This is a genomic window from Mycobacterium gallinarum (assembly GCF_010726765.1).
Classification (GTDB): Bacteria; Actinomycetota; Actinomycetes; order Mycobacteriales; family Mycobacteriaceae; genus Mycobacterium; species Mycobacterium gallinarum.
This window is the reverse complement of the sequence record NZ_AP022601.1, coordinates 2329878-2351005: the sequence shown is the minus strand read 5'-3', so window position 1 is coordinate 2351005 and position 21128 is coordinate 2329878. Positions and strand designations below refer to the sequence as shown.

The window sequence follows — 21128 nt, the reverse complement described above, 5'->3', positions numbered from 1 at the left end:
CGCCGCGCGACTCAAGTAATCTTGGGCAGTTGTCGCCAGGCCCGGAGGCCGGCGGCTCGGAAAGAACTAGAAAGACCCAGCAACCCAGACATGCGCAGCCACCAGTAGCGCGCGCCCGGAGACGAGAAGAAGAAGGACCTGATGGCAGGCGATAAGGCCACGTACGCGATCGTCAAGACCGGCGGCAAGCAGTACAAGGTCGCGGTTGGCGACGTGGTGAAGGTCGAGAAGATCGAGGCCGAGGCCGGCGCGAGCGTGTCGCTGCCGGTGGCCCTGGTGGTCGACGGTGCGAAGGTCACCACCGACGTCAAGGCGCTGGAGAAGGTCGCCGTCACCGGCGAGGTGCTCGAGCACACCAAGGGTCCCAAGATCCGCATCCACAAGTTCAAGAACAAGACCGGCTATCACAAGCGGCAGGGTCACCGTCAGCAGCTGACGGTCCTCAAGGTCACCGGAATCAAGTAGTAGGAGGCGACACATGGCACACAAGAAGGGCGCTTCCAGCTCACGTAACGGTCGCGACTCAGCCGCCCAGCGGCTCGGCGTCAAGCGGTTCGGCGGCCAGATCGTCAAGGCTGGCGAGATCATCGTCCGCCAGCGCGGTACTCATTTCCACCCCGGCGTGAACGTCGGGCGCGGCGGGGACGACACGCTGTTCGCCACGGCTCCCGGTGCGGTCACTTTCGGCACCAAGCGTGGTCGCAAGACGGTCAGCGTCGTGCGACCGGTCGCTTCGGAGGCCTAGTACTCGCTCCTTGATGTCGCAATCGACGTTTTGCAGCTGGGTACTCGCACTTTCTCTGCAAAACGTAGATTTCGACATGGAAAGGAACACCGATGCCCCGGTTCGTCGACCGTGTCGTGATTCACGCGAAGGCGGGCAACGGCGGTAACGGCTGCGCGTCGGTTCACCGCGAGAAGTTCAAACCACTGGGCGGACCCGACGGCGGAAACGGCGGGCGCGGCGGCAGCGTCGTGCTGGTCGTCGACCCGCAGGTGCACACCCTGCTCGACTTCCACTTCCACCCTCATGTCGATGCGCCGTCCGGCAAGCAGGGCATGGGCGGCAACCGCGACGGGGCCGCAGGCGCCGACCTCGAGGTCAAGGTGCCCGACGGCACGGTCGTGCTCGACGAGAAGGGCAGGCTGCTCGCCGACCTGGTCGGCGCGGGCACCCGCTTCGACGCCGCGGCAGGCGGGCGCGGCGGGCTGGGCAACGCCGCATTGGCGTCTCGCGCGCGCAAAGCGCCGGGATTTGCGCTGCTCGGGGAGAAGGGTCAGGTCCGCGACCTCACCCTGGAGTTGAAGACGGTTGCGGACGTAGGGCTGGTCGGATTTCCGTCAGCTGGTAAGTCGTCGCTCGTCTCGACAATCTCGGCGGCCAAACCCAAAATCGCCGACTACCCGTTCACCACGCTGACGCCCAACCTGGGCGTGGTGTCGGCAGGGGAGAACACCTTCACCGTCGCCGACGTTCCCGGCCTGATTCCCGGGGCATCGGAGGGACGTGGTCTCGGACTGGAATTCCTGCGCCATATCGAGCGGTGCGCGGTCTTGGTGCACGTCGTCGACTGCGCAACGCTGGAACCCGGCCGTGATCCGGTATCCGACATCGAGGCACTGGAAGCCGAGCTGGCCGCGTACACCCCGACGCTGCAGGGTGATACGACCCTGGGCGACCTGGCATCCCGGCCGCGCGCGGTGGTGCTGAACAAGATCGACGTGCCGGAAGCACGCGAGCTCGCCGACTTCGTCCGCGAGGAAGTCATCCGCAGGTTCGGCTGGCCGGTGTTCGAGGTGTCGACGGTATCCCGAGAAGGATTGCGGCCGTTGACGTTTGCGCTGTGGGACATGGTGTCGGAATATCGCAAGGCGCAGCCTGCCGCCGTGCCCCGCAGGCCGGTGATCCGGCCGGTCCCGGTGAACGAGAGCGGCTTCACTGTGGCGTCCGACGGGGACGGCGGTTTCGTCGTACGCGGTGCGCGGCCCGAACGGTGGATCGCCCAAACGGATTTCACCAACGACGAGGCCGTCGGCTACCTCGGCGACCGGCTGGCACGGCTCGGCGTGGAGGACGAACTGTTGCGCCTGGGCGCCAAGCCTGGCTGCGCGGTCACCATCGGCGACATGACATTCGACTGGGAGCCGCAGACGCCCGCCGGTGTTGACCTGCCGTTGTCCGGTCGCGGAACCGACGTGCGACTGGAGCAGACGGATCGGCCCCGCGCCCCTGAGCGGAAGGCCGCCCGCCGCGAGCGACGCAAACCCGGCGGTGATGCGTGACTCACCGGGAAAGCATCCGGACCGCACGAAGCGTCGTCGTCAAGATCGGCACGACCGCGCTGACCACGCCATCCGGGGTCTTCGACGTGGCCCGGCTGGCGACGCTGGCCGACGCGATCGAGGCCCGCATGGAGGCCGGTTCGGACGTGGTGATCGTGTCGTCGGGTGCGATCGCCGCCGGCATCGAACCGCTCAAGCTGTCCCGACGGCCCGCCGACCTGGCCACCAAACAGGCGGCCGCCAGCGTCGGGCAGGTGGCGCTGGTCAACGCGTGGAACACGGCGTTCGCCCGTTACAACCGCACCGTCGGGCAGGTGCTGTTGACCGCGCACGACATCTCGATGCGGGTGCAGCACACCAACGCCCAGCGCACGCTGGACCGTTTGCGCGCGCTGCATGCCGTCGCGATCGTCAACGAGAACGACACCGTCGCCACCAACGAGATCCGGTTCGGTGACAACGACCGGCTCTCCGCGCTGGTCGCCCACCTCGTCGGGGCCGACGCGTTGGTGCTGCTGTCCGATATCGACGGCCTGTACGACTCCGACCCGCGAAAGGGTAACGCGCGCTTCATCTCCGAGGTGTCCGGCCCTGACGACCTCGAAGGGGTTGTCGCCGGACGCAGTAGTCATCTGGGTACCGGCGGGATGGCGTCGAAGCTGTCGTCGGCGCTCCTGGCCGCCGATGCCGGAGTTCCGGTGTTGTTGGCCGCCGCGAGCGATGCCGCCACCGCGCTGGTCGACGCATCGGTCGGCACGGTGTTCGCTCCGCGACCCGAACGCATGTCGGCGCGCAGGTTCTGGGTCCGCTACGCCGCCGAGGCTTCCGGGGCGCTCACGCTCGACGATGGCGCGGTGCGAGCCGTCGTCAGGCAGCGACGGTCGCTGCTGCCGGCGGGTATCACCGCGGTGTCAGGCCGCTTCTTCGGCGGCGATGTCGTCGAGTTGCGTTCACACGATGCGACGATGGTGGCGCGCGGCGTGGTGGCCTATGACCACGCGGAGTTGGCCACGATGCTGGGCCGGTCAACGTCGGATCTGCCCGCCGAGATGCGCCGTCCCGCGGTCCACGCCGATGACCTGGTCGCCGTTTAACTGCGATTTGTGCACGTTGGGGAGCGGTGAGCGCTCAATAACGTGCACAAATCGCTAATGGAGGCGGGCGTGGAGCTTGGAAAGCACCGACTTGATCTGGTCGGCCCGCTCATCGGCGTCCTGCATGACGTCGTCCTCCGCGGCCACCACGGTCACACCGTTCGCCTGTGCCGTCGCCTCGAAGCACGCACGCACCGCGGGGTCGGCCAGTATCAACGCGGCGAGCATGCCCGGCGCAAGCTCGCGCGACCGCAACATGCCGCGGTAGTGCACCTCGGCGGGTATGCGAATCTCCATCGCGCCGCCCTCGAGCTGCTGTTTCGCGGCGGCCAGCAGCAGAGTGAGCGCCGCGCGTGAGATGGCGCCGATCACTTTTCTGCGGAACGGGAACCACGGCACCGGCAGCCTGTCGATCTGGCTGTCCAGGCCGCCGGTGAACATGTACTCGATGAGGCTGCGGGTGCGCACCTCTTCGACGTCGGCCCACTCGACCTTGTCGCCGTCGAACTCGACGGTGTCTTCGCTGATCGCGACGCCACCGAAGTAGTTGAGCTTGCGGACCAGTCCGCGCAGCTTGCTCGGTGTCAGCGAGTGATTCGCGATCATGTCGCCGACGCCCAGAGCCCATCGGCCGGAAACGGGTCCGGGACCGGGGCGGTGGCTCTCTAGCAGCGACTGCAGCCAGGAGGCGTCGTCGTCTTTGGTGTCTGTGGACACAAGTTCATCTAAGCGGAGTTGGCGACGGCGGGCAGTTCATCGGCCAGCAGCGCGAGCATCTCCGAGCAGCCGGCGTCGATCTTGACTGTCGCATGGTCGTCGCCGCGGGTACGTCCCCGGTTGATGATCGCAACCGGGATGCCCCGCGATGCCGCATGGCGGACGAACCGGAAACCCGAGTAGACCGTCAGCGACGACCCCGCGATCAACAGGGCATCCGCATCATCAACGAGTGAATACGCTTGTTCCACTCGCTCTTTGGGCACGCTCTCACCGAAGTAGACGATGTCGGGCTTGAGCATGCCTTCGCAGCGAAGACAGTCGACGATCGTGAACGTAGCGGTGTCGCTGACGACCGCGTCTGCGTCGGGGGCCACCGCGATGCCGCCCACCGCCTCCGCGCGCTCGAGGAAGCCCGGGTTGGCCGCTTCCAGAAGTTCGGCGAGCGCGGCGCGCGGCATCGTGAAACCGCAGTCCAGGCAGATCACGCCGGCGTACGTGCCGTGCAGGTTGACGACGTTGCTGCTGCCGGCCTTGGTGTGCAGGAGGTCGACATTCTGGGTGATCAGCCCGGACACGACGCCCGCACGTTCGAGTGCGGCCAGCGACCGGTGCCCGGCATTGGGCATCGTTTCGTGCATGTGGCGCCAGCCGATGTGATTGCGCGCCCAGTAGCGCTGCCGAAACTCGCGGTCGGACGTGAACTGCCGAATGGTCATCGGGTTGCTCGGCGGCGAATCGGGCCCGCGGTAGTCGGGAATCCCGGAATCCGTGGACATTCCCGCTCCGGAGAGCACTGTGACGCGACGACCTCTCAGCAGGCGTACGAGCTCGGGGGCGTCCACCCCTTCCAGGGTAGTTCAGCCGGCGGGCTGCTCCTGGTTCTCGCCGGCCGGGAGCTCAGCCTGCGCATGCTCGTCGTGCTCGTCGTCATCGTCGTCGTCGTCAAAATCGTCATCGTCCTCGTCGACCAGAATCGTCTCGATGACCTCGACGTGCTTCTCGATCGGCGCGTCGTCCGAGAGGGTGACGGAGACGGTGAGGATGCCGCGGTCGTAGGTGGCGTGGATGTCGTCCTCGTCGGCGCCGACGGGCAGCGCGATAGTGCGCGCGAACGATCCGTACGAAAACTCCGAACGACCGTCGGTGTCGGCCGACTGTGTGCGCTCGGCCTTGATGGTCAGCGCGCCGTCGCGGACGGTGACCTCGATGTCCTCGATCGGGTCGACTCCGGGAAGTTCGACGCGAACCTGGTAGCGGCCGTCAGCGGTCTCGTCCTCGATGCGCAGCAGGTTGTTGTCGAAAAAGGGGCGCAGGCCAGCGATCGACGGCAGGCTGGAAAACGTTGAAAAACCAGGGAAAGGCCTGAAGAGTTCGGACAGCTCGAGGAGCACGGGGCGTGACTGACGTTGCACGGCAAGCTTATTCACGATTCCTCCAGGTGGCACGCGGGCGAAAGGTCGACGATTCACGATGCGCGACGCAGGAAAAATCGCCGAAGCCGCAGTGGTGCGGGTGGGCGAACTGCAGGCCAACACAAGGGTGCGGATTGGTCAGCGCAGGCACTTCTCAGCCGGTACCAGCTCTGCGTGCATGTTCTTGTTCATCATGGTCAGTGCGGCATCCCCGAGTTCGGGATCGATATGGGCCACGCAGTCCGGGGGGACGATGAACGAGAAATGACGCACGTAGGCGTCGAGCGCGCTGTAGAGAATGCACTGTTCGGTCACCTGCCCGGTGATGATCAAACGCTGGGTCTCCAGTCGGCGGAGTAGATACGCGAGCGAGCTGGCGTAGAACGCGCTGTGGCGCACCTTGGTGACTCGCAGGCTGTCCTTGTCGGGGGCGACGGGTGTCACCAGATCTGAACGTTCGCCGTCCAGGGCGGCCTTCACGACGTCGTCGAAGTCCGCCGTGAAGTCGCCGTAGTTGTCGTTGACGTAGACCAGGTCGACGTCCTCGCGGTCACGGGCGCGCGAAATGAGGCCCGCCAGCGGATCCACGATGTTCTCGACGTTGGGCACCAGCGCGTCGGCATCCTCGTGTTGATAGGTGTTCATCATGTCGATGACCAGCAGAGCAGTGTCACTCATGGGGAGTTGCATACCCCGATCTGTTTTCGGGCAACAATGAACCATGGATTTCTACTCGGCGTACGGGCAGGGCTTCTTCCGTGTTGCCGCCTGTACCCACCAGACGACCCTCGCCGACCCCGCCGCCAACGCGGAGTCGGTGCTGCGGATCGCGCGGGGCTGTCACGACGACGGGGTCGGCCTGGCGGTGTTCCCGGAGCTGACGTTGTCGGGATACTCGATCGAGGACATCCTGCTGCAGGACACCCTGCTGGACGCGGTCGAGGATGCGTTGCTGGACATCACGGCGGCGTCGGGCGATCTGCTGCCCGTCCTCGTGGTGGGCGCACCGCTGCGCTACGCGCACCGGATCTACAACACCGCGGTCGTGATCCATCGCGGCCGCGTGCTCGGCGTCGCGCCCAAGTCCTACCTGCCGACCTATCGCGAGTTCTATGAGAAGCGTCAGATAGCCGCCGGCGATCTGGTGCGCGGCGCGATCCGGATGGGCGACGCGGATGTGCCATTCGGACCCGACCTGTTGTTCACGGCAACCGACATACCTGGCTTCGTCCTGCACGTCGAGATCTGCGAGGACATGTTCGTGCCTGTGCCGCCGAGCGCGAAGGCCGCGCTTGCGGGTGCGACGGTGCTGGCCAACCTGTCCGGCAGCCCCATCACGATCGGCCGTGCCGATGACCGCTGCCTGCTGGCCCGCTCCGCGTCGGCGCGCTGCCTCGCCGCGTACGTCTACGCCGCGGCCGGTGAAGGCGAATCGACCACGGACCTGGCCTGGGACGGCCAGACCATGGTGTGGGAGAACGGTGTCTGCCTCGCGCAGTCCGAGCGCTTTCCCAAGGGAGAGCGCCGATCCACGGCCGACGTCGACCTGGAACTGATTCGCTCCGAGCGGCTGCGGATGGGCACGTTCGACGACAACCGCATCCATCAGGGCATCACCCCCGAGTCGTTCCGGAGGGTGGAGTTCACGCTCGATCCGCCTGCCGAGGACATCGGTTTGCTCCGCGAGGTGGAGCGCTTCCCGTTCGTGCCCGCGGATCCCACACGGCTGGAACACGACTGCTACGAGGCATACAACATTCAGGTCGCCGGACTGGAGCAGCGGCTGCGCGCACTGAACTACCCCAAGGTGGTGCTCGGACTCTCCGGCGGACTGGACTCGACGCACGCGCTGATCGTCGCCGCCCGCGCCATGGATCGCGAAAACCGCCCACGTAGTGACATTCTCGCGTTCACGCTGCCCGGCTTCGCGACCGGTGAGCACACCAAGAACAATGCCAGCCGGCTCGCGGATGCACTCGGAGTCACGTTTGCCGAGATCGACATCAAGTCAACGGCGGAGTTGATGCTCAAGGAGATGGATCATCCGTTTGCGCGTGGTGAGAAGGTCTACGACGTCACCTTCGAGAACGTGCAGGCCGGTCTTCGCACCGACTACCTGTTTCGGTTGGCCAACCAACGCGGCGGAATCGTGCTGGGCACAGGCGATCTCTCCGAGCTCGCACTCGGCTGGTCTACCTACGGCGTCGGCGACCAGATGTCGCATTACAACGTCAACGGCGGAGTGCCCAAGACACTGATTCAGCATTTGATCCGGTGGGTCATCTCGTCGAACCAATTCGACGACACCGTGAACGAGGTGCTGCAGTCGGTTCTCGACACCGAGATCACACCGGAACTGGTGCCCAGCGGTGAGGACGAGGAGATTCAGAGCAGCGAGGCCAAAGTCGGACCGTATGTGCTGCAGGACTTTTCGCTGTTCAGCGTGCTGCGTTACGGGTTCAGGCCATCGAAGATCGCATTCATGGCGTGGCACGCGTGGAGTGATCCTGAGCGCGGCGACTGGCCGTCCGGCTTCCCGATGGACAAGCGGCCCGCTTACTCGCTGAAGGAGATTCGTCACTGGCTGCAGGTGTTTGCGCAGCGGTACTACTCCTTCTCTCAATTCAAACGGTCGGCGCTGCCCAACGGGCCGAAGGTGTCGCACGGTGGATCGCTGTCACCGCGGGGTGACTGGCGGGCGCCGTCGGACATGTCGGCGCGCATCTGGCTCGACGAGATCGAACGCGAGATCCCCGAGGACTAAGTGCGTCCCACTCCGGGGATGAACCGGCCGACAGCAGCGAGGTAATCGCGATAGGCCTCGCCGTGCGCGGTCAGCAGGTAGGGCTCCTCGACCACGCGCACCTGAAGCTCGATCGTGACGATCAGCAGAGCGAATCCGATGACGGCGACCGGATTCGGTGTGATCAGGGCGAGTCCGAGGCCAAACGTCATCATCGCGGTGAAGATCGGGTTGCGCACCCACCCGAAGACGCCGGTGCGCACCAGTGTCGTCGTCTCGCTCTTGTCGACGCCGATCCGCCACGAGTCACCCATGTCCAGCTGCGCGTACACGGTGGTGGCGATACCGATCACGGCGATGACGGCGCCCGTGATTTGGATCCACGGCGCGTGCAGGAAATTCACCGGCGCGACCACGCGGAGCATCTGCAGGATGGGCGCGAAGACCGCGATACCCATGGAGATGATGAATCCCACTCCGGCGAACCACTCGACCGATCCGGGGCGGCCGCTGATGCCGCGGAATCCGGTGGATCCGGTGCGCCGCCGCTGTTCCCAACTGCGCCAACCGAATCCGAGTAGCGCGAACACCGCGAAGAGCACCAGCGCGATGGTGGGCATGACCATTTTAATTCGGGTCCTTTCAGGACGTTCATGGACAGCATGGGTCTCCGCGCCAGGCGTTGACGCCTTCGCGCACGGCGATCGCGGCGATACCGAGCGCTGCGACGGGGTCGGCCCACGACCAGCCGAGCACGCTGTTGAGCAGCAGACCGGCCAGCAGAATCGCCGACAGGTAGGTGCAGAGCAGTGTCTGCTTGGAATCCGCTACGGCTGAGAGCGATCCGAGCTCACGGCCGGCGCGCCGTTGGGTCAATGACAGTACCGGCATGATTGCCAGGCTGAGCGCGGCAAGCACGATGCCGACGGTCGACGGGCGCGCCTCACCGATGCCGGCCAATGCGCGCACCGCGTCGACGGTGACGTAGGCCGCGAGCGCGAAGAACGAGAACGCGATGAAGCGCAGCGCCGTCTTCTCCCGCGCTTCCGGGTCGGCGGCCGAGAACTGCCACGCGACCGCAGCCGCCGACGAGATCTCGACAACGGAGTCGAGGCCGAATCCGATGAGCGCCGAGGACGACACTCTGGTGCCTTCGGCCAGCGCCACCACCGCCTCGACCACGTTGTAGGCGATGGTGGCGGCCACCAGAAGTCGGATCCGACGGGTAAGCACTGCCCGCCGCGCCTCGGTCAGGGCGGTCATCAGCAGCAGTCGTCGGTTTCGGCGGCCGGGCAGCACGCCGGATCGACGGCGAGGACCAGGCCGACCAGATCGTCGAGGGCGTGCGCGATCCGCTTGTCGGCCAATTCGTAGCGGCTACGCCTGCCCTCGGGTTGGGCGACCACCAGACCGCAGCCGCGCAGGCAGGCGAGGTGGTTGGACAGGATCTGACGCGACACCCCGATCTTGTCGGCCAGGTCGGACGGGTAACCGGGCGCGTCGCGCAGCATCAACAGGATTTCGGCGCGGGTCGGATCGGACAGTGCGTATCCGAAGCGTGAGAGCGCGTCGCTGTGAGTCACCGCCTGCATGGGACTGACGGTACATCAGATTCTGTATTCAGAAAACCCTGAACTATTAAATCGCGTCTAGAGGCGGCCGTCGAGGCGCAGGTCGGGGTGCACCCAGTTGGGCGAACGCCGCTCCTTGAACGACATGAAGCCCTCCAGGGCCTCGGGCCCGGACAGGCCGGCCTGCATGCCGATGCGGTCGAACAGTCCCAGGTAGTTGTCCAGGCTGGACTTGACCAAGCCCCTGGCCGCGGGTGCGGTCCGGCAGCATTGACCGAGCACTTCGCGGGCGGAATCGAGGAGCTCGTCGTGCGGGACGATCCGCGCGACCATGCCCCACTCGTGGGCCTCCTGCGCGGTCAGCGTGCGGCCGGTGAACATCAGATCGCGGGTGCGGACCGGGCCGATGAGGCGCGCCAGCATCTGGCTGTAGTACGTGTCGGCGATGCCGCGCAGCAGCTCGGGTACTCGGAACGTCGCCCGATCGCTCACCACCGTCATGTCACTGCACAGCGCGATCTGCAACCCGCCGCCCTGACACAACCCGTTCACCGCCGAGACCACGGGCTTCACCGACTGGCGCAGCGTCTCGAACGGCGTGACGTCCATGCCAAGCGCCGAACCGAACGTCAGCCAATCGTCGCTGCCGTCGCCGCCGCCCATGTCGCCGCCGGGGGCGAACACGTCACCGGTGCCGGTGATCAGCAAGCCGGCCAGATCCGGGTCGGCGTCGACGTGCCTGACCGCGTACCGAATACCGAAGTACATCGCGGGTGTCATCGCGTTGCGTGCCTCGGGCCGGTCCAGCGTGCACACCCCGAACGCACCCTCACGGGTGAAGCGCAGGTACGGGGTGCCCAGCCAGTCGCCCTCGGGTGGCCGCGGTGGCCCGGTCTTCGTCATAAATGTCCCTCGCTCGCTTTTCTGTTGGAAACCGCATCATCGATGGCCTCGGCGTACGGCGCGCAGTCGCCCGCGCCCGGCACCAGCGTCGACAGTGCCCCGGCCGCGCATGCCCGGCGCAGGGCGACCTCGTGGCCGGTCGGCCAGCCGGCGGCCAGCACGCCGGCGAATACGTCGCCCGCACCCGTGGTGTCGACGGGCGTGACCCGCGGCGCGGGGACATCGAAGCGTTCGTCCTCGCCGAGGTAACTCGCGCCTCGCCTGCCGCGGGTGATCACAAGATGGGCGACGGGCCAGTGCCATTCACGAGCTTCCGCTTCGTTGACGACGACGACGTCGGCCAGTTCGGACAGTGCGAGCAGATCGTGCGGCCGCGCGCCGGACGGGGAGGCGTTGACGATGACTGTCGCGCCGGCGGCCCGGGCGACGCGTGCGGCAGCGATCGCGGTGGCGATCGGGATCTCCAGCTGCAGCAGAACGACATCGCTGTCGGCGATGACTGCCTGGACGTCGGCGGAGTCGACAGACAACTTGGCGTTGGCGCCGGGGGCGACCACGATGTTGTTCTCGGCCGCGGCGTCCACCACGATGGCCGCCGTGCCGCTGGGCCCGGCCACCGACACCAGCCCGTCGAGCCCTACGTCGTTCGCGGACAGGTGCGCGCGCAACTGCTCGGCGGTCGCGTCGCTACCGAGAGCGGCGACAAGCTGCACCGATGCGGCCGCGCGCGCCGCGGCCACCGCCTGATTTCCGCCCTTGCCCCCTGGTGAGGACAGCAGTGCGGACGCCAGCACCGTTTGGCCGGGCCGCGGTAACGCGTTCACGGTGAACGTCAGATCGGCGTTGACACTGCCCACAACACAGACCCGTGCGGCCATAACAGCCAAGCTAGCCCAGGCCCGCTACCTGACACGTGTCGAACTGCCCAGAGAGGTTCGATACGCTGGCTCAATGAGTGTGCAGGCTGCAGCCTGGAGTGAAGTGACAGATGGGCCTGGGTCCGACTTGCGCTCGCAGGTCCACGACGCCGCCCGCCGGGCCCGCGTCGCCGCCCGCACCCTGGCCACGCTGTCCACCGAAACCAAGAACCGCGCGCTGCATGCCGCGGCAGACGCGGTGCTTGCGCGGGTGCACGAGATCCTCGCCGCCAACGAGCGCGATCTCGAGGCTGCCAGAGCCGCAGGCACACCGGAGGCCATGCTCGACAGGCTCGCGCTGAATCCTCAGCGTGTGGACGGCATCGCCGCCGGACTGCGACAGGTCGCCGGGCTGCCCGACCCCATCGGCGAGGTGCTGCGCGGGCGCACGCTGCCCAACGGCCTGCAGTTGCGCCAGCAGCGCGTCCCGCTCGGCGTGGTCGGCATCGTCTATGAAGGCAGGCCGAACGTCACCGTCGACGCGTTCGGGTTGACGCTGAAGTCCGGCAATTCGGCGCTGCTGCGCGGAAGCTCGTCGGCGGCCCAGTCCAACGAAGCGCTCGTCACCGCGCTGCGGGCAGCGATGGTCGGTGAGGGGCTCGAACCCGACGTCGTGCAGCTGCTTCCCAGCGCCGACCGCGCCAGCGTCACGCATCTGATCCAGGCCCGCGGTCTCGTCGACGTCGTGATCCCGCGTGGGGGAGCAGGGCTGATCGACGCCGTGGTGCGCGACGCGATGGTCCCCACCATCGAGACCGGTGTCGGCAATTGTCATGTGTACGTGCACGAATCGGCCGATCTCGATGTTGCCGAACGCATTCTGCTCAACGCCAAGACGCGCAGGCCCAGCGTGTGCAATGCCGCCGAATCGCTGTTGATCGACGCCGCGATCGCCGACACCGCGCTGCCGCGGCTGACGAAAGCGCTGCGCGACGCTGGCGTCACGCTGCACGAGAATCCGTCGGACGACGAACTTCGAGCGGAGTTCCTGTCGATGGACATCGCGGTCGCGGTGGTCGACGGTCTCGACGCCGCGATCGAGCACGTCAACGAATACGGCACCGGTCACACCGAAGCCATCGTGACAACCAATCTTGCTGCTGCACAACGGTTCACAGAGCAGGTGGACGCCGCGGCGGTGATGGTGAACGCATCGACGGCGTTCACCGACGGCGAGCAGTTCGGGTTCGGCGCCGAGATCGGCATCTCGACCCAGAAGCTGCACGCCAGGGGTCCGATGGGCCTGCCAGAACTGACATCGACCAAGTGGATTGTGTGGGGCGACGGCCAGACCCGTCCCGCCTGATTAGGAGTAGCCGAGTGAGCGTCCCCGCGCGCCCAGCACCGTTGTTCGCAGACATCGACGATGTCGGCAAGAAGCTCGCCGAGACGGGCTACCTTCCCGACACCGCAACCGCCACAGCGGTATTCCTTGCCGACCGGCTGGGCAAGCCGTTGTTGGTCGAAGGTCCCGCCGGTGTGGGTAAGACCGAACTGGCCCGCGCGGTCGCGCAGGCGACCGGCTCAGGTCTGGTGCGGCTGCAGTGCTACGAGGGCGTCGACGAGGCCCGCGCGCTGTACGAGTGGAACCACGCCAAGCAGATCCTGCGCATCCAGGCCGGCTCCGGTGACTGGGACCAGACCAAAACCGATGTGTTCAGCGAAGAGTTCCTGCTGACGCGTCCGCTACTGACCGCGATCCGACGCACCGAGCCGACGGTGCTGCTAATCGACGAGACGGACAAGGCGGACATCGAGATCGAGGGCCTGCTGCTGGAGGTGCTCAGCGACTTCGCGGTGACGGTGCCCGAACTGGGCACCATCGTCGCCGAGCGCAAACCGTTCGTCGTGCTGACCTCCAATGCCACTCGTGAACTGTCAGAGGCGCTCAAGCGCCGGTGTCTGTTCCTGCACATCGACTTTCCCGATGCCGAGCTGGAACGGCGCATCCTGTTGTCCCGCGTGCCCGAACTGCCCGAACACCTCGCCGAGGAACTGGTCCGCATCATCGGCGTGCTGCGCGGTATGCAGCTCAAGAAGCTCCCCTCGGTGGCCGAGACCATCGACTGGGCCCGCACCTTGCTGGCACTGGGGCTGGACACGATCAGCGATGCGACCATCGCGGCGACTCTCGGAGTGGTGCTCAAACACCAGTCCGATCAGATCAAAGCCTCCGGCGAGCTACGCCTGAACTAGGAGAGAACTGATGGCAGTCCGCCGAACCCGCCCACCGCAGCCGTTGGCGCCGCACGGAATACCCGGCCACCTGGTCGAGTTCGTGGAAGCGCTGCGCGGGCAGGGGATTTCGGTGGGTCCGTCGGAAACCGTCGATGCCGGGCGGGTGATGTCGGTACTGGGGCTGCAGAGCCGGGAACAGCTGCGCGAGGGACTTGCATGCGCGGTGCTGCGCCGCCCCGATCACCGCGAGACCTACGACGCGATGTTCGATCTGTGGTTTCCCGCGGCGCTGGGCGCGAAGACCGTCTTCGTCGACGATGACGACGAAACGGGCGGCGAGCCCGAGGGATTGCCGCCCGAGGATGTCGACGCCATGCGGCAGGCGCTGTTGGACCTATTGGAAGCCAACGAGGATCTGGCCAATCTGGACGAGCGGCTCCAGCGGATGATCGCCCAGATCGTCGAGGCGCACGGGCGGTACAACTCCAGCCGCGGCCCGTCTTATTCGTCCTATCAGGCGCTCAAGGCCATGAACCTCGACGACCTGGAAGGCCGGCTGCTGGCCGGCCTGCTCGCCCCCTACGGCGACGAACCGACGCCAACCCAGGAGCAGATCGCCAAAGCGATGGCGGCGCAACGCATCAATCAACTGCGTCGAATGGTCGAGGCGGAAACGAAACGTCGCACCGCTGAACAGCTGGGCCGCGACCACGTGCAGATGTACGGCGTGCCGCAGCTCGCGGAGAACGTCGAGTTCCTGCGTGCCTCAGGCGAACAGCTGCGTCAGATGCAACGCGTCGTGAAGCCGCTGGCGCGTACGCTGGCGACCCGGCTGGCCGCCCGGCGGCGCCGGGCGCGACAGGGTGAGATCGATCTGCGCAAAACACTGCGCAAATCGATGTCCACCGGCGGCGTGCCGATCGACGTGGTGCTCAAGAAGCCGCATCCGGCGCGGCCCGAACTGGTGGTGCTGTGCGACGTATCCGGGTCGGTTGCCGGTTTCAGTCATTTCACGTTGATGCTCGTGCACGCGCTGCGCCAGCAGTTCTCCCGGGTTCGGGTCTTCGCGTTCATCGACACCACCGACGAGGTGACCGAGTTGTTCGGGCCGGACGCCGACCTGGCGGTCGCTGTGCAGCGGATCACCCGCGAAGCCGGGGTGTACACCCGCGACGGCCACTCCGACTACGGGCACGCGTTCGCCTCGTTCATGAACACCTGGCCGAATGTGCTGTCGCCGCGCAGCTCCCTGCTGGTGCTCGGCGACGGGCGCAACAACTATCGCAACCCCGAGATCGAGCTGCTGGCGCACATGGTCAACTCCAGCCGGCACGCGCACTGGCTCAACCCCGAGCCGCGGCACCTATGGGGCAGCGGCGACTCGGCGGTGCCGCGCTATCAGGACGTCATCACGATGCACGAATGTCGGTCCGCCAAGCAGCTCGCCTCGGTCATCGATGCGCTGCTGCCGGTCTAGGGTCGGCGCGAACGTGGGTTACCCGCACACTTTGTCGGCCGAAACCGTGCGTCAAGCCCACGCTCGACGCGGGAAGTAAGCTGGTCAATCGTGGTTTCGCGACGCAGGCTGGGCGTGATGGGTGGGACGTTCGATCCCATCCACAACGGCCACCTGGTCGCAGCAAGCGAGGTCACCGACTTGTTCGAGCTCGATGAGGTGGTTTTCGTCCCGACCGGTCAGCCGTGGCAGAAGCATCACCGCCACGTCACCGCCGCCGAGGACCGCTATTTGATGACCGTCATCGCCACCGCGTCGAACCCGAGGTTCTCGGTCAGCCGCGTCGACATCGACCGCGGCGGTCCGACCTACACCAAGGACACCCTGCGCGACCTGCGTGCGCTCAACCCGGACGCGGACCTGTACTTCATCACCGGAGCCGACGCGCTGGCGTCGATTCTGTCCTGGCAGAACTGGGAGGAGATGTTCTCCATCGCCAAATTCGTCGGAGTCAGCCGGCCCGGTTACGAGCTCGACGGTCAGCACATCAAGGCGGCCATGGCCGAGCTGCCGCCTGAAGCGCTGAGCCTCGTGGAGGTTCCCGCGCTGGCGATCTCGTCGACCGACTGCCGTAGGCGCGCCGAAAAGGGCAGGCCCATCTGGTATCTGGTGCCCGACGGTGTGGTGCAGTACGTGGCCAAACGCAAGCTGTACGAGGCCAATTCGTTGGCGGAGGAGTCCCCCCGATGAGCGCATCCCAAGAGGCGATCGACATGGCGACGGTGGCCGCGCGGGCGGCGTCGTCCAAGCTCGCCGAGGACGTCACCGTGATCGACGTTTCGGGGCAGCTGGTCATCACCGACTGCTTCGTCATCGCGTCGGCGTCCAACGAGCGGCAGGTCAACGCGATCGTCGACGAGGTCGAGGAGAAGATGCGGCTGGCGGGGCACAAGCCGGCCCGGCGGGAAGGCGGCCGCGAGGGACGGTGGACGCTGCTCGATTTCGTCGACATCGTTGTGCACATCCAGCATCAGGACGAGCGCGATTTCTATGCCCTCGATCGGCTGTGGCGTGACTGCCCCGTCATCGCGGTGGATCTGGAATCCGATGAGCCGCTTGCGCGAAGAGCGGAGGAATCCGACTCGTGAGGATCCGCCGACTGGTCATGCTGCGTCACGGGCAGACCGAGTACAACGCGGGCAGCCGCATGCAGGGCCAACTGGACACCGAACTGTCCGATCTGGGCCGGGATCAGGCCGTTGCCGCGGCCGAGGTGCTGGCCAAGCGGCAGCCGTTGCTCATCGTGTCCTCTGACCTGCGACGGGCGCTGGACACCGCGGTCAGCCTGGGGGAGCGCGCCGGAATGCCAGTGCAATTGGACACCCGGCTTCGCGAGACGCACCTCGGCGACTGGCAGGGGTTGACGCATCTCGAGGTCGACGCCCAGGCGCCGGGCGCCCGGCTGGCGTGGCGCGAAGACGCCCGCTGGGCACCGCATGGCGGAGAGAGCCGGGTCGACGTGGCCGCGCGCAGCATGCCGCTGGTGAACGAGCTGCTCGCCGAGCATGCGGATTGGGGTGTCGACGATCCGGAACGGCCGGTGGTGCTCGTCGCTCACGGCGGGCTGATCGCCGCGCTGACCGCTGGATTGCTCGGTTTGCCCGTCGACAATTGGCCGATCCTCGGCGGCATGGGCAACTGCAGCTGGGTGCAGTTGTCCGCGCACAGCGACGTCGACGCCGCGCCAACGGACATTCGCTGGCGGCTCGACGTGTGGAACGCCTCGGCGCAGGTTGCCAACGATGTCCTCTGATCCCGTCCGCCCGACGCTGCTGCTGTTCTGCGACTCGCTGTCGTACTACGGCCCGACCGGCGGGCTGCCGTCCGACGACCCACGTATATGGCCTAATATCGTTGCTGCACAGCTTGATTGGGATGTCGAGCTCATCGGCCGGATCGGCTGGACCTGCCGCGACGTGTGGTGGGCCGCCACCCAGGACCCGCGGGCCTGGGCGGCGCTGCCGCGTGCGGGTGCGGTGGTGTTCGCGACATGTGGGATGGATTCGCTGCCGTCGCCGCTGCCCACCGCGCTGCGCGAGCTGATCCGGTACATCCGTCCGGCGTGGCTGCGGCGCTGGGCGCGCGATGGGTACGGCTGGCTTCAGCCGCGCCTCTCGCCGGTGTCCCGTGCGGCGCTGCCGCCCCACGTGTCAGTCGAATACCTCGAGATGACGCGTGGCGCCATCGATTTCAACCGTCCCGGAATCCCGGTGGTGGCGTCGTTGCCTTCGGTGCACATCGCCGAGACCTACGGAAAGGCGCACCACGGCCGCGAAGGCACGGTGAAGGCGATCACCGCATGGGCGGCCGAACACGGCATTCCCCTCGTCGACCTGAAGGCCGCCGTCGGCGACGAGGTCATGAGCGGCCGGGGGAATCCAGATGGCATCCATTGGAATTTCGAAGCGCACCAGGCCGTGGCCGACCTGATGCTCAAGGCGCTCGCGGAGGCCGGCGTGGCATGTCCGTGATCGTCGTGACGGACTCGTCATCCCGTCTGACGGCAGATGAGCTGAAGCAGAACAACATCCGTCAGGTGCCGCTGCATGTACTGGTTGACGGCGCCGATCTGCGTGACGGTATCGACGACGTGCCCAACGACATTCACGACCGACCGCGCGCGACTACTTCGGGGGCATCGCCGGCGGCGCTGACCGAGGCGTACCGGCAGGCGCTGGCCGACAGCAACGGAGACGGTGTCGTCGCAGTCCACCTCTCCGCCGCGCTGTCGAGCACCTTCAGCACGGCGGTGCAGGCGGCCCGCGAGTTCGGCCCCTCGGTCCGCGTGGTCAATTCGCGATCGGCGGCGATGGGGGTCGGGTTTGTCGCGTGCGCCGCGGCAGACGCGGCAGCTGCCGGCGAGGATTTGGAAGCCGTTGAGGCGGAAGCCCGTTCGGCGGTGCCGCGCACTCACGCGTTCATCGTTGTGCACCGACTGGACAACTTGCGGCGCAGCGGGCGGATCGGCACGGCGGCGTCGTGGCTGGGCACGGCGCTGTCGCTCAAGCCGCTGCTGTGTCTGGATGTGGACGGTCGACTCGTGCTGGATCAGCGGGTGCGCACGCTCACCAAGGCGCACACCGCCATGGTCGAGCGGGTCGCGGAGATCGTCGGCGAGGGCGGCGCGAGGATCGCCGTCCACCACGTCGACAATCACGATGGCGCAGACGAAATGGGCGCCGCGCTGACCGCGCGCTTACCGCAGATCGACTCGCTCACCGTCACCGACATGGGCCCGGTGTTGGCGATTCACCTCGGCGCCGGCGCCATCGGCGTCGTCGTCCAGACCGCCGATTAGCGGGCCACCCGGCCGGTGACCGGCGGGAGGTCCTTGAGCGTGACGATGCCCGGTGCGGCCGCGACGACTGCGGGCACGGCGTTGGTGACCGGCATCGCCGTGTAGATCATGCCGAGGCCCATGAATCCGGGCTCGGTCCAGTCCTTGGGCGGCAGGCAGTGCAGCACCGTGCGCATGTTCGGCAGGCCGAACACCTGGATGACGTGACCGTGTTCGAGCGGCTTGGGCGGGGTGACGTGGCTGCCCATGATCCAGTTGAATCCGACGCTGACGACGTTCTTGTCGCCCACCCACCCGCGGTGATAGCCCATGACACCGCCCACGGTGCCCGAGGGGATCTGCATGAATCCCAGATCGCTGTCGCCGGTCGCGGGCGTGAACGTCACGTCGAACGTCATTCTGTCGAGCTTGGCCCCGATGGCGTCGGCCATCATCGCGGCGGATTCGGCGAACACCTCGCTCTCGCGTCGCACGCTCTCGGCCAGGCCCGGGGTGTCGGGGTCCTGCGAGAAGCCCATCGCCGTCTGCGTTCCCGCCGACTCGTACGTCGAGCAGTCGACCGATTCGGTGATCCGGATTTCGTCGACCCGCTCGCACGAGCCTGACAGCACCATGCCCACCATGTTCGTCATGCCCGGGTGGGCGCCATTGCCGAAGATCGTGGAATTGCCTTTCTCGCAAGCTTTCCGGATGCGCGTCAGATCCTCGGGTGTCTGCTTGCCGCCGGTGATCCAGGCGGCGCTGGTGCACACGTTCACGCCGGCTTCGAGCAGTGCGACGAGTTCATCGATGCTGGGCCACAGCGGGTTGTAACAACAGGCGTCGGGTGCCAACGCGATGAGCTCCGCGATGTCGTTGGTGGCCTTGATGCCGGTGGGTTCGGGCCAGCCCGACAGCTCGGCCGCGTCGACTCCCACCTTGTCCGCGCCGTGGGCGTAAACGCCGACGAGTTCCATGTCATCGCGGCCGATGATCGCGTGCAGCGATCGTCGGCCGATGTTGCCCGTGGTCCACTGAATCACACGGAGGGGCCGCTCGGGGGTCGTCATTGAAAGCACGTTACATGTGGGTTCCGCCGTCGACTCGCACCTCGGTCCCCGTCACGAAATAGGCATCCGAGGAGGCGAGCATCGCCACCACAGCGGCGACGGCGTCCGGCCTGGCGAACATGCCGCCGCCGTCCACCGGGAGGGTCGGCATGATCTTGCCGAACAGCGAGAAGTCGGCGTCGGCTGGCAGTCCGGGACCGACGCTCTGTTTGGATTCGCCGGTGCCGTCGGTCATTCCGGACGAGATCGAGCCGGGCTGAACCGAGTTGAACCTGATCCGCTCCTTCGCGAACTCCAGCGCGAGCGTGTGGGTCATCGCTTGAACCCCGCCCTTCGACGCTGCGTAGGCGGACATGTAGGGGTGCGCGAAGGCCGCGGAGGTGGAACTGAAGTTGACGACGGCAGGGTCGGTGCCGTTGCGCAACGCGGGGATGGCCTCTCGCGTCATCAGGAACGTGCCGATCAGATTGATCCGCAGCACCTGTTCGAAATCGGCAAGCGTGGTTTCGAGAAAATGCACCGACCGCAATATCCCCGCCGCGTTCACCAGCGCGTCGAGACCTCCGAGCGCTTCGACGGCCTGGGCCACGCCCTGCTTCACAGACTCCTCACTGGAGACGTCGAGGACCACCGCCGTCAGCCGGTCGCGGTGCGGTTCGGCCTTGGCGACGGTGTCCTTCAAACCGGACTCGCTCACGTCCGCCGCCGCCACCCGGCCGCCTTCGTCCAGGATCCGCAGCACGGTCGCCTGACCGATCCCGGAGCCGCCACCGGTGATCAGGACTCGACGATCGTTGTATCGCTGAAGAGGTGCCATAGGCAGATACTGCTGGGTCGGACCAGAATTGTCAGCCATCTGCCCGACCTCGCTTCGGATGGATGAACACGCCCTCCGCCTCGACGGTGATCCCACCGGGGCCGGCGATGTGGCCGACGGCAAACGTTTTCGCACCCTCGATGCGCTCGACATGCGCCTGGGCGCGCAGCGGCCGCCCCAGGGGGGTGCCGCGGAGGTAGCGCAGCGTCAGCGTGCCGGTGACGGCGGGCTTACCCGGCTGGTGCGCGGTGGCGCCGAGGACGTGGTCGAGGATCATCGCGCACACACCGCCGTGGACATGACCCGGCGGCCCCTCGTAGGCGGCGCCGAGAATGAAGTCCGTGTGCACCACGCCGTCCGTGCCGTGATGAACAGCCAGGGGAGGCGCGACGGGATTGCGGATCCCGATGACGACGTTGCCCCACGCGATCGGGTGACCGTCCGGTCCGGTTTGCACACCGAACGATCCCGGTAGGAGTGATTCGCTCAGATGCGCCGTGGCCGCCTCGATCCTTTCGGTTGCGGCTGCGATGGCGGTCGAGTCGACTTCCGTGCGGATGGTGGCGTCGATCAGACGGCGCACAGCCGCGGTCAGCAGTTCGTGAGTTTCTGTCATCGCCTTCCCAA

The 21128-nt window shown here is 66.7% G+C and carries 24 protein-coding genes and 1 pseudogene; 13 read left to right on the top strand and 12 right to left on the bottom strand.

What is annotated here, in order from left to right; all coding sequences use genetic code 11:
- Positions 1 to 141: 141 nt before the first annotated feature.
- The 4 genes from rplU (at position 142) to proB (ending at position 3377) form a co-directional block, all read left to right on the top strand.
- Positions 142 to 465, top strand: a complete 324-nt coding sequence (gene rplU, locus G6N42_RS11580) for a 50S ribosomal protein L21 (protein ID WP_083125208.1) — start codon at positions 142 to 144, stop codon at positions 463 to 465.
- A gap of 13 nt (positions 466 to 478) precedes the next feature.
- Positions 479 to 745, top strand: coding sequence for a 50S ribosomal protein L27 (gene rpmA / locus G6N42_RS11575; RefSeq protein WP_163729725.1), 267 nt, complete (start codon positions 479 to 481; stop codon positions 743 to 745).
- A gap of 92 nt (positions 746 to 837) precedes the next feature.
- On the top strand, positions 838 to 2283 hold the full coding sequence (gene obgE, locus G6N42_RS11570; RefSeq protein ID WP_163729724.1) for a GTPase ObgE: 1446 nt from the start codon (positions 838 to 840) through the stop codon (positions 2281 to 2283).
- Positions 2280 to 3377 (top strand): glutamate 5-kinase, encoded by a 1098-nt coding sequence (gene proB, locus G6N42_RS11565; protein ID WP_163729723.1) that lies wholly within the window; start codon positions 2280 to 2282, stop codon positions 3375 to 3377. The genes obgE and proB overlap by 4 nt, the downstream gene beginning before the upstream one ends.
- A gap of 54 nt (positions 3378 to 3431) precedes the next feature.
- On the opposite strand, the gene G6N42_RS11560 is transcribed toward proB, so the two are convergent.
- The 4 genes and pseudogenes from G6N42_RS11560 to G6N42_RS11545 all read right to left on the bottom strand — a co-directional run bounded on the left by G6N42_RS11560 (position 3432) and on the right by G6N42_RS11545 (position 6187).
- Positions 3432 to 4094 carry a hypothetical protein gene (locus G6N42_RS11560; protein ID WP_163729722.1) on the bottom strand — a complete coding sequence of 221 codons (663 nt, stop codon included), beginning with the start codon at positions 4092 to 4094 and terminating at the stop codon, positions 3432 to 3434.
- An 8-nt stretch (positions 4095 to 4102) separates the two neighbouring features.
- Complete coding sequence (locus G6N42_RS11555) at positions 4103 to 4939, bottom strand: NAD-dependent protein deacetylase (protein ID WP_163729721.1); 837 nt, start codon at positions 4937 to 4939, stop codon at positions 4103 to 4105.
- 129 nt (positions 4940 to 5068) lie between these two features.
- Positions 5069 to 5527, bottom strand: a pseudogene (locus G6N42_RS11550) (Hsp20/alpha crystallin family protein); the annotation flags it as partial.
- Between the two features lie 120 nt (positions 5528 to 5647).
- Entirely contained in the window at positions 5648 to 6187 is a 540-nt protein-coding gene (locus G6N42_RS11545; RefSeq protein WP_163729720.1) for a cysteine hydrolase family protein, read from the bottom strand.
- Between the two features lie 43 nt (positions 6188 to 6230).
- On the opposite strand from G6N42_RS11545, the gene G6N42_RS11540 reads away from it, so the two are divergent.
- Positions 6231 to 8273 carry an NAD(+) synthase gene (locus G6N42_RS11540; RefSeq protein ID WP_163729719.1) on the top strand — a complete coding sequence of 681 codons (2043 nt, stop codon included), beginning with the start codon at positions 6231 to 6233 and terminating at the stop codon, positions 8271 to 8273.
- Here the strand turns inward: G6N42_RS11540 and G6N42_RS11535 are convergent.
- Genes G6N42_RS11535 through G6N42_RS11515 form a run of 5 tightly spaced genes read right to left on the bottom strand, consistent with a single transcriptional unit; the run spans position 8270 to position 11604 of the window.
- A complete protein-coding gene (locus G6N42_RS11535; protein ID WP_163729718.1) occupies positions 8270 to 8872 on the bottom strand; it encodes a methyltransferase family protein in 603 nt (200 codons plus the stop codon). The genes G6N42_RS11540 and G6N42_RS11535 overlap by 4 nt on opposite strands.
- A 31-nt stretch (positions 8873 to 8903) precedes the next feature.
- Entirely contained in the window at positions 8904 to 9515 is a 612-nt protein-coding gene (locus G6N42_RS11530; RefSeq protein WP_163729717.1) for a cation efflux transmembrane domain-containing protein, read from the bottom strand.
- The gene (locus G6N42_RS11525) at positions 9515 to 9844 is read right to left on the bottom strand and encodes an ArsR/SmtB family transcription factor (RefSeq protein ID WP_163729716.1); all 330 of its coding nucleotides are present in this window, start codon (positions 9842 to 9844) and stop codon (positions 9515 to 9517) included. Before G6N42_RS11525 ends, G6N42_RS11530 begins: the two co-directional genes overlap by 1 nt.
- Positions 9845 to 9901: 57 nt before the next feature.
- A complete protein-coding gene (locus G6N42_RS11520) occupies positions 9902 to 10726 on the bottom strand; it encodes an enoyl-CoA hydratase/isomerase family protein (RefSeq protein WP_163729715.1) in 825 nt (274 codons plus the stop codon).
- Positions 10723 to 11604, bottom strand: coding sequence for a ribokinase (locus G6N42_RS11515; protein WP_163729714.1), 882 nt, complete (start codon positions 11602 to 11604; stop codon positions 10723 to 10725). The genes G6N42_RS11520 and G6N42_RS11515 overlap by 4 nt, the downstream gene beginning before the upstream one ends.
- A 73-nt stretch (positions 11605 to 11677) precedes the next feature.
- Here G6N42_RS11515 and G6N42_RS11510 point away from each other — a divergent pair, with 73 nt between their 5' ends.
- The 8 genes from G6N42_RS11510 to G6N42_RS11475 all read left to right on the top strand — a co-directional run bounded on the left by G6N42_RS11510 (position 11678) and on the right by G6N42_RS11475 (position 18635).
- Complete coding sequence (locus G6N42_RS11510; protein ID WP_163729713.1) at positions 11678 to 12949, top strand: glutamate-5-semialdehyde dehydrogenase; 1272 nt, start codon at positions 11678 to 11680, stop codon at positions 12947 to 12949.
- Positions 12950 to 12963: 14 nt separating this feature from the next.
- Positions 12964 to 13839: an AAA family ATPase gene (locus G6N42_RS11505; RefSeq protein WP_163729712.1), complete on the top strand. Its 876-nt coding sequence runs from the start codon at positions 12964 to 12966 to the stop codon at positions 13837 to 13839.
- 10 nt (positions 13840 to 13849) lie between these two features.
- Positions 13850 to 15298 carry a vWA domain-containing protein gene (locus G6N42_RS11500; protein WP_163729711.1) on the top strand — a complete coding sequence of 483 codons (1449 nt, stop codon included), beginning with the start codon at positions 13850 to 13852 and terminating at the stop codon, positions 15296 to 15298.
- Positions 15299 to 15406: 108 nt separating this feature from the next.
- A complete protein-coding gene (nadD, locus tag G6N42_RS11495; RefSeq protein WP_286201663.1) occupies positions 15407 to 16027 on the top strand; it encodes a nicotinate-nucleotide adenylyltransferase in 621 nt (206 codons plus the stop codon).
- A complete protein-coding gene (gene rsfS, locus G6N42_RS11490; RefSeq protein WP_163729709.1) occupies positions 16024 to 16425 on the top strand; it encodes a ribosome silencing factor in 402 nt (133 codons plus the stop codon). The genes nadD and rsfS overlap by 4 nt, the downstream gene beginning before the upstream one ends.
- Positions 16422 to 17090 (top strand): glucosyl-3-phosphoglycerate phosphatase, encoded by a 669-nt coding sequence (gene gpgP / locus G6N42_RS11485; protein ID WP_163729708.1) that lies wholly within the window; start codon positions 16422 to 16424, stop codon positions 17088 to 17090. Before rsfS ends, gpgP begins: the two co-directional genes overlap by 4 nt.
- Positions 17080 to 17808, top strand: a complete 729-nt coding sequence (gene octT, locus G6N42_RS11480) for a diglucosylglycerate octanoyltransferase (RefSeq protein WP_163729707.1) — start codon at positions 17080 to 17082, stop codon at positions 17806 to 17808. The genes gpgP and octT overlap by 11 nt, the downstream gene beginning before the upstream one ends.
- Positions 17799 to 18635 carry a DegV family protein gene (locus G6N42_RS11475; RefSeq protein WP_163729706.1) on the top strand — a complete coding sequence of 279 codons (837 nt, stop codon included), beginning with the start codon at positions 17799 to 17801 and terminating at the stop codon, positions 18633 to 18635. Before octT ends, G6N42_RS11475 begins: the two co-directional genes overlap by 10 nt.
- On the opposite strand, the gene G6N42_RS11470 is transcribed toward G6N42_RS11475, so the two are convergent.
- Genes G6N42_RS11470 through G6N42_RS11460 form a run of 3 tightly spaced genes read right to left on the bottom strand, consistent with a single transcriptional unit; the run spans position 18632 to position 21117 of the window.
- On the bottom strand, positions 18632 to 19684 hold the full coding sequence (locus tag G6N42_RS11470; RefSeq protein WP_163729705.1) for an NAD(P)H-dependent amine dehydrogenase family protein: 1053 nt from the start codon (positions 19682 to 19684) through the stop codon (positions 18632 to 18634). The two genes, G6N42_RS11475 and G6N42_RS11470, sit on opposite strands and share 4 nt — an antisense overlap.
- 10 nt (positions 19685 to 19694) lie before the next feature.
- A complete protein-coding gene (locus tag G6N42_RS11465) occupies positions 19695 to 20501 on the bottom strand; it encodes an SDR family NAD(P)-dependent oxidoreductase (RefSeq protein ID WP_163737348.1) in 807 nt (268 codons plus the stop codon).
- 31 nt (positions 20502 to 20532) lie between these two features.
- Complete coding sequence (locus G6N42_RS11460) at positions 20533 to 21117, bottom strand: PaaI family thioesterase (protein ID WP_163729704.1); 585 nt, start codon at positions 21115 to 21117, stop codon at positions 20533 to 20535.
- Positions 21118 to 21128 lie beyond the last annotated feature (11 nt).

Coding starts and splice junctions, on each gene's coding strand:
- obgE (WP_163729724.1), top strand. CDS start 838: ATGCCCCGGTTCGTCGACCGTGTCGTGATTCACGCGAAGGCGGGCAAC.
- rplU (WP_083125208.1), top strand. CDS start 142: ATGGCAGGCGATAAGGCCACGTACGCGATCGTCAAGACCGGCGGCAAG.
- G6N42_RS11530 (WP_163729717.1), bottom strand. CDS start 9,515: ATGACCGCCCTGACCGAGGCGCGGCGGGCAGTGCTTACCCGTCGGATC.
- G6N42_RS11545 (WP_163729720.1), bottom strand. CDS start 6,187: ATGAGTGACACTGCTCTGCTGGTCATCGACATGATGAACACCTATCAA.
- G6N42_RS11535 (WP_163729718.1), bottom strand. CDS start 8,872: ATGCCCACCATCGCGCTGGTGCTCTTCGCGGTGTTCGCGCTACTCGGA.
- octT (WP_163729707.1), top strand. CDS start 17,080: ATGTCCTCTGATCCCGTCCGCCCGACGCTGCTGCTGTTCTGCGACTCG.
- rpmA (WP_163729725.1), top strand. CDS start 479: ATGGCACACAAGAAGGGCGCTTCCAGCTCACGTAACGGTCGCGACTCA.
- G6N42_RS11500 (WP_163729711.1), top strand. CDS start 13,850: ATGGCAGTCCGCCGAACCCGCCCACCGCAGCCGTTGGCGCCGCACGGA.
- G6N42_RS11475 (WP_163729706.1), top strand. CDS start 17,799: ATGTCCGTGATCGTCGTGACGGACTCGTCATCCCGTCTGACGGCAGAT.
- G6N42_RS11460 (WP_163729704.1), bottom strand. CDS start 21,117: ATGACAGAAACTCACGAACTGCTGACCGCGGCTGTGCGCCGTCTGATC.
- G6N42_RS11540 (WP_163729719.1), top strand. CDS start 6,231: ATGGATTTCTACTCGGCGTACGGGCAGGGCTTCTTCCGTGTTGCCGCC.
- G6N42_RS11510 (WP_163729713.1), top strand. CDS start 11,678: ATGAGTGTGCAGGCTGCAGCCTGGAGTGAAGTGACAGATGGGCCTGGG.
- G6N42_RS11515 (WP_163729714.1), bottom strand. CDS start 11,604: ATGGCCGCACGGGTCTGTGTTGTGGGCAGTGTCAACGCCGATCTGACG.
- G6N42_RS11520 (WP_163729715.1), bottom strand. CDS start 10,726: ATGACGAAGACCGGGCCACCGCGGCCACCCGAGGGCGACTGGCTGGGC.
- G6N42_RS11465 (WP_163737348.1), bottom strand. CDS start 20,501: ATGGCACCTCTTCAGCGATACAACGATCGTCGAGTCCTGATCACCGGT.
- rsfS (WP_163729709.1), top strand. CDS start 16,024: ATGAGCGCATCCCAAGAGGCGATCGACATGGCGACGGTGGCCGCGCGG.
- G6N42_RS11525 (WP_163729716.1), bottom strand. CDS start 9,844: ATGCAGGCGGTGACTCACAGCGACGCGCTCTCACGCTTCGGATACGCA.
- G6N42_RS11470 (WP_163729705.1), bottom strand. CDS start 19,684: ATGACGACCCCCGAGCGGCCCCTCCGTGTGATTCAGTGGACCACGGGC.